The 13,517-nt window shown below is 63.4% G+C and carries 15 protein-coding genes; 9 read left to right on the top strand and 6 right to left on the bottom strand.

The genetic code is table 11. The features are described 5' to 3' along the window. Window positions 1-72 precede the first annotated feature (72 nt). Window positions 73-735, top strand: a complete 663-nt coding sequence (gene yrfG / locus M2D63_RS22645) for a GMP/IMP nucleotidase (RefSeq protein WP_285865285.1) — start codon at window positions 73-75, stop codon at window positions 733-735. A 3-nt stretch (window positions 736-738) separates the two neighbouring features. Here yrfG and lysM read toward each other — a convergent pair whose 3' ends face one another. Then, on the bottom strand, window positions 739-1,179 hold the full coding sequence (gene lysM / locus M2D63_RS22640) for a peptidoglycan-binding protein LysM (RefSeq protein ID WP_285865284.1): 441 nt from the start codon (window positions 1,177-1,179) through the stop codon (window positions 739-741). An 84-nt stretch (window positions 1,180-1,263) separates the two neighbouring features. Between lysM and M2D63_RS22635 the strand changes: the two genes are divergently transcribed. The 4 genes from M2D63_RS22635 to M2D63_RS22620 all read left to right on the top strand — a co-directional run bounded on the left by M2D63_RS22635 (window position 1,264) and on the right by M2D63_RS22620 (window position 6,114). Continuing rightward, window positions 1,264-2,151, top strand: coding sequence for a LysR family transcriptional regulator (locus tag M2D63_RS22635; RefSeq protein WP_285865283.1), 888 nt, complete (start codon window positions 1,264-1,266; stop codon window positions 2,149-2,151). A gap of 92 nt (window positions 2,152-2,243) precedes the next feature. Then, window positions 2,244-3,080 carry a formate dehydrogenase accessory sulfurtransferase FdhD gene (gene fdhD, locus M2D63_RS22630; RefSeq protein ID WP_285865282.1) on the top strand — a complete coding sequence of 279 codons (837 nt, stop codon included), beginning with the start codon at window positions 2,244-2,246 and terminating at the stop codon, window positions 3,078-3,080. Then, the gene (locus tag M2D63_RS22625; RefSeq protein ID WP_285865281.1) at window positions 3,077-5,413 is read left to right on the top strand and encodes an FdhF/YdeP family oxidoreductase; all 2,337 of its coding nucleotides are present in this window, start codon (window positions 3,077-3,079) and stop codon (window positions 5,411-5,413) included. Before fdhD ends, M2D63_RS22625 begins: the two co-directional genes overlap by 4 nt. 212 nt (window positions 5,414-5,625) lie before the next feature. Next, entirely contained in the window at window positions 5,626-6,114 is a 489-nt protein-coding gene (locus tag M2D63_RS22620) for a glycine zipper domain-containing protein (RefSeq protein WP_285865279.1), read from the top strand. 35 nt (window positions 6,115-6,149) lie between these two features. On the opposite strand, the gene M2D63_RS22615 is transcribed toward M2D63_RS22620, so the two are convergent. Beyond that, window positions 6,150-6,578 (bottom strand): thioesterase family protein, encoded by a 429-nt coding sequence (locus tag M2D63_RS22615; RefSeq protein ID WP_285865278.1) that lies wholly within the window; start codon window positions 6,576-6,578, stop codon window positions 6,150-6,152. Between the two features lie 103 nt (window positions 6,579-6,681). Here M2D63_RS22615 and M2D63_RS22610 point away from each other — a divergent pair, with 103 nt between their 5' ends. Both M2D63_RS22610 and M2D63_RS22605 read left to right on the top strand, forming a co-directional pair. Further along, the gene (locus M2D63_RS22610; protein WP_285865276.1) at window positions 6,682-7,146 is read left to right on the top strand and encodes a hypothetical protein; all 465 of its coding nucleotides are present in this window, start codon (window positions 6,682-6,684) and stop codon (window positions 7,144-7,146) included. A gap of 20 nt (window positions 7,147-7,166) precedes the next feature. Further along, entirely contained in the window at window positions 7,167-7,418 is a 252-nt protein-coding gene (locus M2D63_RS22605; RefSeq protein WP_285865275.1) for a type II toxin-antitoxin system RelE/ParE family toxin, read from the top strand. Window positions 7,419-7,488: 70 nt separating this feature from the next. On the opposite strand, the gene M2D63_RS22600 is transcribed toward M2D63_RS22605, so the two are convergent. The 3 genes from M2D63_RS22600 to M2D63_RS22590 all read right to left on the bottom strand — a co-directional run bounded on the left by M2D63_RS22600 (window position 7,489) and on the right by M2D63_RS22590 (window position 10,582). Then, a complete protein-coding gene (locus tag M2D63_RS22600; protein ID WP_285865273.1) occupies window positions 7,489-9,036 on the bottom strand; it encodes a phosphoenolpyruvate carboxykinase in 1,548 nt (515 codons plus the stop codon). A 179-nt stretch (window positions 9,037-9,215) separates the two neighbouring features. Next, on the bottom strand, window positions 9,216-10,118 hold the full coding sequence (gene hslO / locus M2D63_RS22595) for an Hsp33 family molecular chaperone HslO (protein ID WP_285865272.1): 903 nt from the start codon (window positions 10,116-10,118) through the stop codon (window positions 9,216-9,218). A 62-nt stretch (window positions 10,119-10,180) separates the two neighbouring features. Further along, a complete protein-coding gene (locus tag M2D63_RS22590) occupies window positions 10,181-10,582 on the bottom strand; it encodes an RNA-binding S4 domain-containing protein (RefSeq protein ID WP_285865271.1) in 402 nt (133 codons plus the stop codon). 141 nt (window positions 10,583-10,723) lie between these two features. On the opposite strand from M2D63_RS22590, the gene M2D63_RS22585 reads away from it, so the two are divergent. Both M2D63_RS22585 and rimK read left to right on the top strand, forming a co-directional pair. Beyond that, a complete protein-coding gene (locus tag M2D63_RS22585; protein ID WP_285865270.1) occupies window positions 10,724-11,206 on the top strand; it encodes an ATP-dependent zinc protease in 483 nt (160 codons plus the stop codon). Continuing rightward, on the top strand, window positions 11,203-12,108 hold the full coding sequence (gene rimK, locus M2D63_RS22580) for a 30S ribosomal protein S6--L-glutamate ligase (RefSeq protein WP_285865269.1): 906 nt from the start codon (window positions 11,203-11,205) through the stop codon (window positions 12,106-12,108). The genes M2D63_RS22585 and rimK overlap by 4 nt, the downstream gene beginning before the upstream one ends. Here rimK and M2D63_RS22575 read toward each other — a convergent pair. After that, window positions 12,105-13,418, bottom strand: coding sequence for an ATP-binding protein (locus M2D63_RS22575; protein WP_285865268.1), 1,314 nt, complete (start codon window positions 13,416-13,418; stop codon window positions 12,105-12,107). The genes rimK and M2D63_RS22575 overlap by 4 nt on opposite strands. Window positions 13,419-13,517 lie beyond the last annotated feature (99 nt).

The raw sequence follows: 13,517 nt of genomic DNA, 5'->3' as shown, positions 1-13,517 counted from the left end.
CCTTGGCGTGAACGGGTTACTATACCGTGGCTTGCCCGGCCGCTGCTGCCCTGACTGCCCGAGATTTTTCATATGCCCGTTTTAGCCTGGTCCACCATCGATACCGTGTTGTTGGACATGGACGGTACCCTGCTCGACCTGCATTTCGACAACCATTTCTGGCTCGAACACCTGCCCCGGCGCTACGCCGAGCTGCACGGCACCAGCCTGGCCATGGCCGAGCTGGAAATGCAGCCGCTGTTCGAGCAGCACGCTGGCTCCCTGAACTGGTATTGCCTGGACTTCTGGAGCCGCGAGCTGAACCTGTCGGTGCGCGACCTGAAGCTGGAAATCGCCCACCTGATCGCCCTGCGCCCGGACGCCGATACCTTTTTGCAGGCGATCAGGAACGCCGGCAAGCGGGTGATCCTGATCACCAACGCCCACCGCGACTCGCTGTCGTTGAAACTGGAAAAAGTGGAGCTTGCGCCCTACTTCGAGCGCCTGATCAGCTCCCACGACTACGGATTCCCCAAGGAGAACCCGCAGTTCTGGGCGGCCTTGAAAGCCGATATCGGCTTTGAACCGCAGCGCAGCCTGTTCATCGACGACACCCTGTCGATCCTGCGCAGTGCCCGTACCTTCGGCGTGGCGCACCTGCTTGCGGTGCGCCAGCCGGACAGCCGCAAAGGGCCGCGAAATACCGAGGAGTTCGCCGCCGTGGAGGACTACCGGGCGCTGCTCGAAGGGCTCTGAGGGTTACTCGGGAATGCGCAGGGTCTGGCCCGGGTAGATCTTGTCCGGATGCTTGAGCATCGGCTTGTTGGCCTCGAAGATCTTGTTGTAGAGGTTGGCGTTGCCGTACACGGTCAGGGAAATGGCGCTGAGGGTGTCGCCCTTCTTCACCACGACAAAGCGCGCAGCGGTGGCGATCGGCCCAGTGACGGTAATTTTATCTTCCACCGAAGCCACGCCTTCAATGTTGCCGAGCGCCAAGAGGATCTTCTCCTTCTCTTCCTGGCTGGCTACTTCGCCGCTCACGATGACCTTGTCGCCCTCGATGGTTGTCTGGATGTTGGGATTACCCAAGCCCACCTTCTCCACATGCGCTTTCAACTGCTCGCTGGCATTGGCATTACCCGGGGTCAGCAGGTCGATGATCTTTTCGCCGGCCTCTTTGATGAAGCTGAAAATGCTCATACCGCTCTCCTTGGTTGTGAAACTCGGAGCCAAGAGTCTAGGACAGGTTAGAATGCTTCGCCTGCCTCGTGCCATGGATCGACGATGGACATCAAACAACTCAAATTCCTCATCGCCCTGGACGAAACCCGTCACTTCGGCCAGGCCGCCGCCCGTTGCCATGTCACCCAGCCGACCCTGTCGATGCGCCTGCGCAACCTGGAGCAGGAGCTGGACCTGGCCCTGGTCAATCGCGGCCAGCGCTTCGAAGGCTTTACCGCCGAGGGCGAGCGGGTACTGGCCTGGGCCCGCTCGGTGATCGCCGCCTACGACGGCCTGCACGCCGAAGCGGCGGCTTGCCGCGGCCACCTGGTCGGCAACCTGCGCCTGGGCGTGGTGCCCCTGTCGAGCTTCGATCCCCTGCCGTTGCTGCGGCGCCTGCGCCAGCAGCACCCGGACCTGAGCTTCGAACTCAGCGCCCTGAGCTCCGAACAGATCCTCGACCAGCTGACCAGCAATCGCCTGGACCTGGGCGTGTCCTACCTCGAACGCCTGGACCACGAACGCTTCCTGGCCCTGCCCCTGGGCGAGACGCGCATGGGCCTGTTGTATGACCCAAATCACTTTGCCTTCGACGAGCAACCCTTAAGCTGGCAAGCACTGACCGAACTGCCGCTGGGCCTGCTGACCGCCGGCATGCACTTTCGCCAGTCGATCGATCACAACTTCCACAGCCGCGGCCTGCAACCGCGGTTGCTGTTGCAGACCGATGCCGTCCATCAGTTGGTGCAGTCGGTAAGCGGCGGACTGTGCTGCGCGATCATGCCGCTGGCGGCGGGGTTCGATGCGCTGACCGAAGGCCTGCGCCTGCAACCGATCGAACAGGCCAGCACCCTGGCGCCACTGGGCCTGATCATGCGCCGCACAGCGCCGCGTTCGGCCCTGGCCGAAGCCTGCCTGGCAGAATTCCAGGCGCTGCAAGACGAAGCCTGATCGACGCGGTCTATCAAGGCATCAGCATTAGCGATTAGACGATACCCGAGCGCAAGCCTAGGCTTAAACCAGACCAGCCGCCGGTATCTCTGATGAGCACAAAACCTTCGGCCTGCGCGGCGTCCGCCCCCCTGACTGCGCCCGCGGCCAGCAACCGCTATGACTATTGCCACCTGACCGACGACAGCCAGACCAGCACCGCGCTGGCCGAGGAAGTCGCCCTGGCCATTGCCTACAACGGCATCAACCAGGCGGTGATGCTGGTAAGCCCCACCGACCTTGAAGACTTCATCGTCGGCTTCAGCCTCGGCAGCGGCGTGATTGCCTCGCCGGACGAGATCTATGACCTCAAGCTTAGCAGCCGTGGCTCGGCCATCAGCGCCGAAGTGGAGATCGCCAGCCGCGCCTTCTGGAACCTGAAGAACCAGCGCCGGCAACTGGCCGGCACCAGCGGCTGCGGCCTGTGCGGTGTCGAAGCCCTGGAGCAGGCGCTGCCGGAATTGAACGTATTGCCGGGCGCACCGCTGCCGCCAGCACACTGGCTCGACGGCCTGCGCCAGCGCATCGACGCCTTCCAGCCCCTGGGCCAGCACTGCGGTGCGGTGCATGCGGCGCTGTTCATGAACAATGAGGGCGAACTGCTGCTGGGCCGTGAAGACATCGGCCGGCACAACGCCCTGGACAAGCTGATCGGTGCCCTGCTGCGTCAGCGCATCAGCCTCGACGGCGGCCTGGCGATCGTCACCAGCCGCTGCAGCCTGGAGCTGATCCAGAAAGTCCTGCGCGCCGGCATCCAGACCCTGGTCAGCCTCTCGTCGCCTACCGGCCTTGCCCTGCAATGGGCGCGTCGGCACAACCTCAACCTGATCCATCTGCCCAAACACAGTGCGCCACGGGTGTTCAGCCCCGTGCTGGAGAACCGATCGTGAGCCTGCATCACCAAGCCGACCAGAAGCCCGTTCCGCGCTACAAACCCTACAACGGTGCCGCCGGCGGCTGGGGCGCGCTGCGCAGCGTGGCCCAGGCCTGGATCGGCAGCGACAACGCCCTGAAGAACATCCGCGCCCTGCTCAAGACCAACCAGAACGGCGGCTTCGATTGCCCTGGCTGCGCCTGGGGCGACTCGCCGGAAAGCGGCATGGTCAAGTTCTGCGAGAACGGCGCCAAGGCGGTGAACTGGGAAGCGACCAAGCGCCGCGTGGATGCGGCGTTCTTCGCCCGTCACAGCGTCACTTCGCTGCTGGCCCAGAGCGACTACTGGCTCGAATACCAGGGCCGGCTGACCGAGCCGATGGTCTACGAACCGAGCAGCGACCGCTACCGCCCGATCGACTGGGATGCCGCGTTCGCCCTGATCGCCCGTCACCTGCACAACCTCGAAAGCCCCGACCAGGCCGAGTTCTATACCTCGGGCCGGGCCAGCAACGAGGCGGCCTACCTGTACCAATTGTTCGTACGCGCCTATGGCACCAACAACTTCCCCGACTGCTCGAACATGTGCCACGAGGCCAGTGGCGTGGCGCTGGGGCAGAGTGTCGGGGTCGGCAAGGGCACAGTGACCTTCGATGATTTCGAACACGCCGACGCCATTTTCGTCTGGGGCCAGAACCCCGGCACCAACCACCCGCGCATGCTCGAACCGCTGCGCGAGGCGGTCAAGCGTGGCGCCCAGGTGGTGTGCATCAACCCGCTCAAGGAACGCGGCCTGGAACGCTTCCAGCACCCGCAGCATGCACTGGAGATGCTGACCAACGGTGACCGCCCGACCAACACCGCGTACTTCCGCCCGGCCCTGGGTGGCGACATGGCGGTGTTGCGCGGCATGGCCAAGTTCCTCCTGCAATGGGAACGCGAAGCCCAGGCCAGCAACGCCCCGGCGGTGTTCGACCACGACTTCCTCAACCAGCACACCCACGGCGTGCAGGATTACCTGGCGGCGGTCGACAACACGCCCTGGGAGCAGATCGAGACCCAGTCCGGCCTGCCGCTTTCACAGATCGAACAAGCCGCACGGATGTACTGCAAGGCGAAGAAGGTGATCATGTGCTGGGCCATGGGCATTACCCAGCACCGCCATTCAGTGGCGACCATCCAGGAAATCGCCAACCTCATGCTGCTGCGCGGCAACCTCGGCGTACCGGGCGCCGGCCTGTGCCCGGTGCGCGGCCATAGCAACGTCCAGGGCGACCGGACCATGGGCATCAACGAACGCCCGCCGGTGGCCCTGCTCGATTCGCTGGAACGTCGCTTCGGTTTCAAGGTGCCCCGCCACAATGGCCACAACACCGTGGAAGCCATCGGCGCCATGCTGGCCGGCCAGGCCAGGGTGTTCATCGGCCTTGGCGGTAACTTCGCCCAGGCAACCCCCGACACCGAACGCACCGCCCAGGCCCTGCGCAGCTGTGAGCTGACCGTGCAGATCAGCACCAAGCTCAACCGCAGCCACCTGATTCACGGCAAGCAGGCGCTGATCCTGCCGTGCCTGGGGCGCACCGACATCGACCTGCAAGGCGAAGGCCCGCAGGCGGTCACGGTGGAAGATTCGTTCAGCATGGTGCATGCCTCGAACGGCCAGTTGCAGCCACTGTCGCGGCAGATGCGCTCGGAGCCGGCGGTGATCGCCGGTATCGCCGCCGCCACCCTCGGCGCCAGCCCCGTGGACTGGAACTGGCTGGTGGCGGACTACGGACGCATCCGCGACCTGATCAGCGAGACCATTCCAGGTTTCGACAATTTCAACCAGCGCCTGCAACACCCCGGCGGTTTCTACCTGGGCAGCAGCGCCGGGCAGCGCCAGTGGAAGACCGCCAGCGGCCGGGCCAACTTCAAGGCCAACGGCCTGCCCGACGACCTGTTGCACGAACGTGTGCGGGCCAGCGGCCAGGTGCCGGACCTGATCATGCAGTCGATGCGCTCCCACGACCAGTACAACACCACCATCTACGGGCTCGACGACCGTTATCGCGGGGTCAAGGGCCAGCGCAACGTGCTGTTCGCCAATGAGGCCGACATCATCCGCCTGGGCTTCCATCCGGGGCAGAAGGCCGATATCGTCTCGCTGTGGAGCGATGGCCGCGAACGCCGGGTCAAGGGCTTCACTCTGCTCGCGTTCGATATCCCGGCCGGCCAGGCCGCGGCGTACTACCCGGAAGTGAATCCGCTGGTGCCGCTGGAGAGCGTCGGCGACGGCAGCCACACGCCGACCTCGAAGTTCGTCGCGATCAAACTCGAAGCCGCCAGCGACAACGCCCGTATCCTCTGACAGAATCCGCTGTCCGACACCCACAAAAAAAGGCCCTGGCAGCGATGCCGGGGCCTTGTCTCAAGTAAGCTCAGACCGCGAAAAATCGGGAAAGTTTCACCGAAAAAACAGTAACTTAGAGAATTGTGTGCAAGTCGTGTTACTCGTCGGATTTCCATTGCCAGCCCCCCTTGCCAGCCTCAGGATCGCCTCGTCATCCCTTTGAGGCTCTCTTGATGAAGTACTCCTCGATTCTGTTGTTGTCTCTTGGCCTGCTCAGTGGCGTTGCCTCGGCAGGTGGCACCACCGAAGCCGGTATTGGCGGCGCATTGGGTGGGGTACTGGGCTCAGTGGTCGGTAATTCCATCGGCGGCAGCACTGGCTCGACGATCGGCGCTGGCCTGGGCGGCGCAGCCGGCAGTGCGGTCGGTGCCAACAAGCACCAGCGTGGTGAAGCCGCTATCGGCGGCGCCCTGGGTGCAGCGGGCGGTAACGCCATTGGCCGCAGCGTAGGCGGCACCACGGGCGGCTACATGGGTGCGGCCGCAGGCGGCGGCGCCGGTGGCGCCCTGGGTAACTACATGGGCAAGAAGGCCGATGAAGACGACTACGATGACCACCGCCGCTACCGTCGTGGCTACGACGACCGTCGTTACTACCACGACCGTGGCCACCACTATGGCCATCGCAAGCACAAGCGTCACTGGCGCCACGACGACTGAGTGCGCCAGGGTTCAGCCGACCGGCTGACCGCGACTCAGCCCTGCAGGCGCAGCAATGCCGCCTGCAGCGCTTCTGGCAGCGTCACGGGCCTCCCGGAGGCCCGTTCGACGAACACCTGCACCACCTTGCCAGCCGCACACGGCTGCGCCTCTCCCGCCTGAAACAGCCCCAGCTGATACTCCACCGTACTGCCCGCCAGGCGCGCCACCCGCAACCCGACTTCCAGGGTCTCGGGGAATGCCGGCAAGGCGAAGAAGTCCGCTGCCGAACTGACCACAAAACCCAGCACCTCGCCTTCCTGGGGATCGAGCCCGGCTTGCTGTTGCAAAAAGGTCTGGATGGTCGTGTCGAAGTAGGCATACACCGTGGCACCGGCGATATGGCCATTGGCGTCGGCATCTTGCCAGCGGGTGAGGATGGGTTGCCGGTGGGGATAGTCCTGGCGTTGAGGTGTTTCGGACATGGTGGGCCTGTGGGTTTGGACACTGGGTGTGGAAGCTTCCCACAAACATGTCGGAAGTCCTATAGTTGCAATCAATTGTAGATTGCATAGCATGGATCGACCCTTGAAACAGAGACGCGCGCCAGTGGCCACCCAGAACCTTGATCATGCCAACCTCAGCAAAATGGCTGAGTCTGGACGTGTGCATGCAACGCATATCGTTGGCCAGCCCGGCGGCTGGGCCGTGCAGGTCTGTGTCAATGACCAGGAGCACATCCTGACTGCACAGCGCAGTGGCGGTGTCCGGCTGTTCAAGAAGTTCGAAACCCTGGTGGCCTACCTGCAAGGCCTGGGCATCGATCATTTCGAGGTGGATACCACGGACTATGATCCCTTGACGGTGAAGACCTACCAGCGACCTGACAGGGCCGCTGCACTCAGGCAGGCACATGAAGCTGCAGCCTACGAGAACTGGTTTGCCGCACAGGTCGAAGCCAGTCTGCAGGACCCTAGCCCCGTAATCGATCATGAAGAAGCGCGGCGGCATTTCGCGGCTCGTCGTGCCGCACTCAAATCCAGACCACATTGAGGCATCTTGTATGGCGTGTCATGGCTCTGGAGGATCGTGAGCAGATCATGACCTACATCGCCGCCGACAACCCGGATGCTGCCGTAGCACTGGACGAAACATTCGAGAGCAAAGCGGAACATGCGCTGGCGCACCCGCTACAACATAAGCAGGGAAGGTATCCGGGCACCCGTGAAATCGTGGTACATTCCAACTACGTGATGGTGTACCGCATCACCCAGGACACGGTTGAGTTCATCCGCATCCTCCACGCCCGCCAGCAGTGGCCCTGACGAATCAATCGCCACAGAATGCAAAAAGCCGCCCCAGGGGGCGGCTTTTTCGTCTCACGCAGGCTTCAGCTTACAGCTGTGGACCAGCAGCCTTGATGGCGTCGGAGACTTCGAACTTCTTGAAGTTCTCGATGAACAGCTTGGCCAGGCCCTTGGCTGCTTCATCGTAGGCCGCTTTGTCAGCCCAGTTGGTGCGTGGGTTGAGCAGCTCGGCTTCAACGCCAGGAACGGCTTTTGGCACGTCCAGGTTGATGATGTCCAGGTGCTCGGTCTCGGCACCGACCAGTGCGCCGCTCTGGATCGCAGCGATCACGGCACGGGTGGTCGGGATGCTGAAGCGCTTGCCGACGCCATAGCCACCACCGGTCCAGCCGGTGTTGACCAGGTAGACCTTGGAGCCGAAGCCGTTGATGCGCTTGATCAGCAGCTCAGCGTATTCGCCAGCCGGACGCGGGAAGAACGGCGCGCCGAAGCAGGTGGAGAAGGTCGACTTGATGCCGCCGCCCGAACCCATTTCGGTGGAACCGACCAGCGCGGTGTAGCCGGACAGGAAGTGGTAGGCCGCCTGCTCGTTGTTCAGGATCGACACTGGCGGCAGCACGCCGGTCAGGTCGCAGGTCAGGAAGATGACCGCGTTCGGCTCGCCACCCAGGTTGGCTTCGGCGCGCTTGGCAACGTGCTCCAGCGGGTAGGCGGCACGGCTGTTCTGGGTCAGGCTGACATCGGTGTAGTCGGCGTGCTTGGCGTCGTCGATGATGACGTTTTCCAGGACCGCGCCGTGCTTGATGGCTTTCCAGATGACCGGCTCGTTCTTCTCGGACAGGTCGATGCACTTGGCGTAGCAGCCGCCTTCCATGTTGAAGACAACGCCTTCGCCCCAACCGTGCTCGTCGTCACCGATCAGGTAACGGCTCTCGTCGGCCGACAGGGTGGTCTTGCCGGTGCCCGACAGACCGAAGAACAGGGTTACATCGCCTTCTTCGCCAATGTTGGCCGCACAGTGCATCGGCAGCACGTCAGCGGCCGGCAGCAGGAAGTTCTGCACCGAGAACATGGCTTTCTTCATCTCGCCGGCGTAGCGCATGCCAGCGATCAGGACTTTCTTCTGGGCGAAGTTGAGGATCACGCAGCCATCGGAGTTGGTGCCGTCACGCTCTGGCACGCACTCGAAGTTGGCGACGTTGAGAATCTGCCACTCACCACGGTTGGCCGGGTTGTACTGGCCCTGCTCCGGATTGATGAACAGGCAACGACCGAACAGGTTCTGCCAGGCAGTCTGGGTGGTCATCTTCACCGGCAGGTAGTGCTCGGCGGCAGCACCTACGTGAACGTAGGAGACGAAATGCTCTTGAGCGTTGTTGAACGCTTCGACGCGGTCCCACAGGGCATCGAACTTGTCGGCCGGGAACTTGCGGTTGATCGGGCCCCAGGCGATGGCGTCCTGAGTGGACGGCTCTTCGACGATGAAACGGTCAACCGGCGAACGACCGGTACGGTGACCGGTTTTCACGACCAGCGCGCCAGTATCGGCCAGCTCGCCCTCACCGCGGTTCAGCGCTTCTTTTACCAGCTCATCGACGCTCAGGTCGGTGTAGACGGTGTTGTTGGCTTGCGTCATGAGATTCCCCATCCGGCCTTGGGCCGAGTGCTCCAAACGTTTTGTAGTAGAGCTTTTAAAACTACTACAGCGAAAAAAGTGGCCGGATTATGCCAGAAACGCCCAAAAAAAGTAGAGCCCTCCTGTCAGAACGGCGAATTTCCGCCGTTAGACAGGAGATTTTCCTGTGATGAAACGTTTTAGTGGCGAGTTTCTGAGGGCGCGTCGGCACCGCCACCGGCGAACAATTGCTTGATATCGGCCGTATCGAACTCATAGTGCTGGTTGCAGAACTGGCAATCGACTGTGATCTTGCCGCCATTTTCATCGGCAAGCGCCAACGCGTCATGCTCACCCAGGCTGACCAGCGCATTGCCGGAGCGCTCCCGCGAGCAACTGCAGCGGAAGTGCAGCGGCTGGATATCGAACAGGCGCACGGCGTCTTCGTGGTACAGGCGGTGCAATACGGTCTCGTTGTCCAGACCGAGCAGTTCTTCGGCTTTCACGGTGTTGGCCAGGGCCTTCACGTGGTTCCAGCTTTCCTCACGATCCTCGATGTCCTTCTGGCGGTCGGCAGGCAACTGCTGCACCAGCAGGCCACGGGCGCGGATACCGTCGGCGGCCAGCGAGATGCAGGTGTTCACCTGCTGCGACATGACGAAGTAGTTGGTGAAGCACTCCGACAGGTCCTTGCCGTCCAGTTCCACCGTGCCCTGGTAGCGCTGGCCGTTGACCGGAATGATGGTCAGCACCAGGTGTCCGCCGGGCATCAGGTCGGCGAGGGTTGCATCGTCCTTGATCTGCTCGGCTTCATAGCGTGCCAGGCCGCGGATCTCATGCTGGCTGGTGCACTCGATAGCCAACAGGGGCACCGGCCCGCTCGACTGCGCCTGCAGAATCAGCAGGCCATCGAACTTCAGGGTGCCGACCAGCAGTGCGGCAGCCGCCATCAGCTCGCCGAGCAACTGCGCGACCGGCTGCGGGTAGGGATGCTTGGCCAGCACTTCGGCGTAGCTGCGCTCCAGCCCGACCATTTCACCGCGCACATCGCGGTCGTCGAAGAGGAAGCGTTGGGTGTAATCGGTATCCGGTAATTCAGACATGGGGTCGGGTATTCGCGTAAATGAGTTAATGGCGCCTAGTTTATCAGCGCGCCCCGCGCCCGTTAACCGGCGCTGTCGTGAAGCTGGTGGAGCTGCCGGCGTTGTTTCTTGGTTGGCCGACCATCGGTCGTCACGCCCAGTGCGCCGGCCTTGCGCAGGGCCGCGGCCTTCTCGCGCCGCTCGATGCTCTCGGCGGTTTCCTCATACAGCGTCTGCGCCTCGGGCGCGCCGCGACGCACCACCGACAGGGCGCGGACCACCACCGTGCGCTCATCGAAGCCTGTGCGCAAGACGAATTCGTCGCCCACCCGCGGCTCCTTGCCCGGTTTGCAGCGTTCACCGCGACAGTGCACCTTGCCACTTTCGATGGCCGCCTTGGCCAGCGCCCGGGTCTTGTAGAAGCGCGCTGCCCACAGCCATTTGTCCAGGCGGACCTTGTCGTCCTCTTCCGGCTTTTGTGCCATGACATTTCCCCGCTTAATTTCGTTAACGGAACTGTACTACCGTATCTGGCGGATGCAAAAAACCTGCGGCGTGCTTACAGTTCACCGACCTGTCGTGCATGCCGGTTCCGGCTTTGCGACTTTCTACGCTGGTTGAGCAATTTGAAGACATTTGACCATTTGACTGTGATCGGCCTGCGCGAGTGGGTGGCCTTGCCCGACCTCGGGGTGGCGGGCCTGCGCGCCAAGATCGACACCGGTGCCAGCACCTCGAGCCTGCACGCCACCGAAGTCGAGACCTTCGAACGTGATGGCGCGCCCTGGGTACGCTTCAATGCCCACCTGGGTTCGGTGGTGCAGTTGCGTCACCGCCGCTGCGAAGCGCCGCTGGTGACCATGAAAACCATCAAGAGCTCCAACGGCCAGGCCCAGACCCGCTACGTGATCCGCACGCCCCTGGCGCTGGGAGACCGGGTCTGGGAGGTGGAGTTCACCCTGGCCTGCCGCAAGGCCATGCGTTATCGCCTGTTGTTGGGCTCCAAGGCCCTGGTGCATGGCCAGTTGGTGGTCAACCCGGGGCTCAAGTACGTTCAGGACAAGCCGGCATTCCCGGCCACTATTTCTCCATCCACAGGTGTTGCATGAAGATCGCCGTGCTGTCGCGTAACCCGCGTCTGTATTCCACTCGTCGCCTGGTTGAGGCCGGTACCGCACGAGGCCATGAGATGGTTGTGATCGATACCCTGCGCGCCTACATGAACATCGCCAGCCACAAGCCGCAGATCCACTACCGCGGCAAGCCGCTCGAAGGCTTCGACGCGGTGATACCGCGCATCGGTGCCTCGGTGACCTTCTACGGCTGCGCGGTGCTGCGCCAGTTCGAGATGATGGGCGTGTTCCCGCTCAACGAGTCGGTCGCCATCGCTCGCTCCCGTGACAAGCTGCGTTCGCTGCAGCTGCTGTCGCGACGGGGCATCGGCTTGCCGGTGACGGGCTTCGCCCACTCGCCGGATGACATCCCCGACCTGATCCAGATGGTCAACGGCGCTCCGCTGGTGATCAAGGTGCTCGAAGGCACCCAGGGTATCGGCGTGGTCCTGTGCGAAACCACCAAGGCCGCCGAATCGGTGATCGAGGCGTTCATGGGCCTGAAGCAGAACATCATGGTCCAGGAGTACATCAAGGAAGCCGGCGGCGCCGATATCCGCTGCTTCGTGGTGGGCGACAAGGTCATTGCCTCGATGAAGCGCCAGGCCAAGCCCGGTGAGTTTCGCTCCAACCTGCATCGCGGCGGAGTGGCCAGCCTGATCAAGGTCACCCCGGAAGAGCGCATGACCGCCATCCGTGCCGCCAAGGTCATGGGCCTGAGCGTGGCCGGGGTGGATATCCTGCGCTCCAATCACGGCCCGCTGGTGATGGAGGTGAACTCCTCGCCCGGCCTTGAGGGGATCGAGACCACCACCGGCAAGGACGTTGCCGGGATGATCATCGAACACCTGGAGAAGAACGGCGGGCCAAACCTGACCCGCACCAAGGGCAAGGGCTAGACCGCGTCGCGCGGCAACAGCAGCCCCAGCGGCAGGCGCACCCGGGCTTCCAGCCCGCCGCCGGAGCGGTTGCGTAATTCGACATTACCGCCATGCTGGGCGGCGATACGCTTGACGATCGCCAGCCCCAGCCCGGTGCCCTTGCCGCTGCGCGCACGATCGCCACGAATGAACGGGTTGAAGATGCCCTCCAGCTCGTTCGGGTCGATGCCCGCCCCCCGGTCCAGCACACTGAGCACCACGTAGGGCGCACTGGTGTCGCCCGACACGTAGGCCGCCACCTCGACGCCCTTGCCGGCGTGATACAGGGCATTGCCGATCAGGTTGTTGAGCAGGCGCTTGAGCGACACCCGGCGCAAGGGGAACGGCGGAATCGGCTCAAGGCACAGGCGCACCCGTTCTTCAGGCTGGTTGAACGGCGCCACCACTTCCCGGACCAGGTCACTGAGGTCGACCTGCTCCACCGGCTCGTCACGGCCATCGCGGATGAAGGCGAGGAACTGGTCGAGGATGGCGTCCATGTCCTCGATGTCACGGACCATGTCGTCGGTCAGGTCGTTGTCGTTGGGCATGAGCGACAGCGACAGGCGCAAGCGGGTCAACGGCGTGCGCAGGTCATGGGAAACCCCGGCCAGCATCAGCTCGCGCTCACGCCCGGCCTGCTCGACGTCTTCGGCCATCTGGTTGAAGGCCCGGTAAACCTCGGTCATCTCGCTTGGCGTATCGCTGATCGGCAGCCGCACGCTTCGCCCCTGCCCCAGCTGCCGGGCGGCGAACACCAGGCGCTTGAGCGGCTGGTTGAGCTGGCGCACGAAAATCCAGGCCGATGCGGTGGACAGCAAGCCAATGGCCAGGAACCAGCCCAGCACGCTCCAGATCTTCTGGCCGCGCAGCGGATGCGGGTACAGCGGCACCTTCAGCCAGCCCGCCCCCAGGCTCGGTGCCCGCACCCACAGGGCCGGTGGCGCGTGGATACGCAGGCGCACCTCGGTGTCGGCACCCAACTCGGCCTGCATCTGCCGCTGGTAGATCTCGCTGTAGGGCCAGTGCTGTTCGCCCTCGGGCACACCGGAGCCCACCACCCGGATCAGGCCGGCGGCCTCGGCGATCTTGTCCCGGTCGGACTCGTCCGCCGCCCAGTAGGCGCGCAGGGTCAGGGCCACGCCGTGGCTGTACTGCCGATCGACCAGCACATCCTCGTTCATCAGCAGGTAGACCAGGGTCAGCGCCTTGGAAAACAGCACGACGATCAGCACCAGCCAGAGGGTGCGGGCGAAGAAGCTTTGCGGGAACCACAGGGGCGTTTTCATCGACAACGGCTACACAGATAACGGGGACGAGAGGGCTCGCAGGCTTTGCAGGTCGCCACACATGCAAAAACAGGGTAACCCTGAGGACCACCCTGTTCG

Source organism: Pseudomonas sp. BJa5 (assembly GCF_030272875.2).
Classification (GTDB): domain Bacteria; phylum Pseudomonadota; class Gammaproteobacteria; order Pseudomonadales; family Pseudomonadaceae; genus Aquipseudomonas.
Note: the sequence above shows the minus strand (reverse complement) of the source record. Positions and strands in the feature narration are given on the sequence as shown.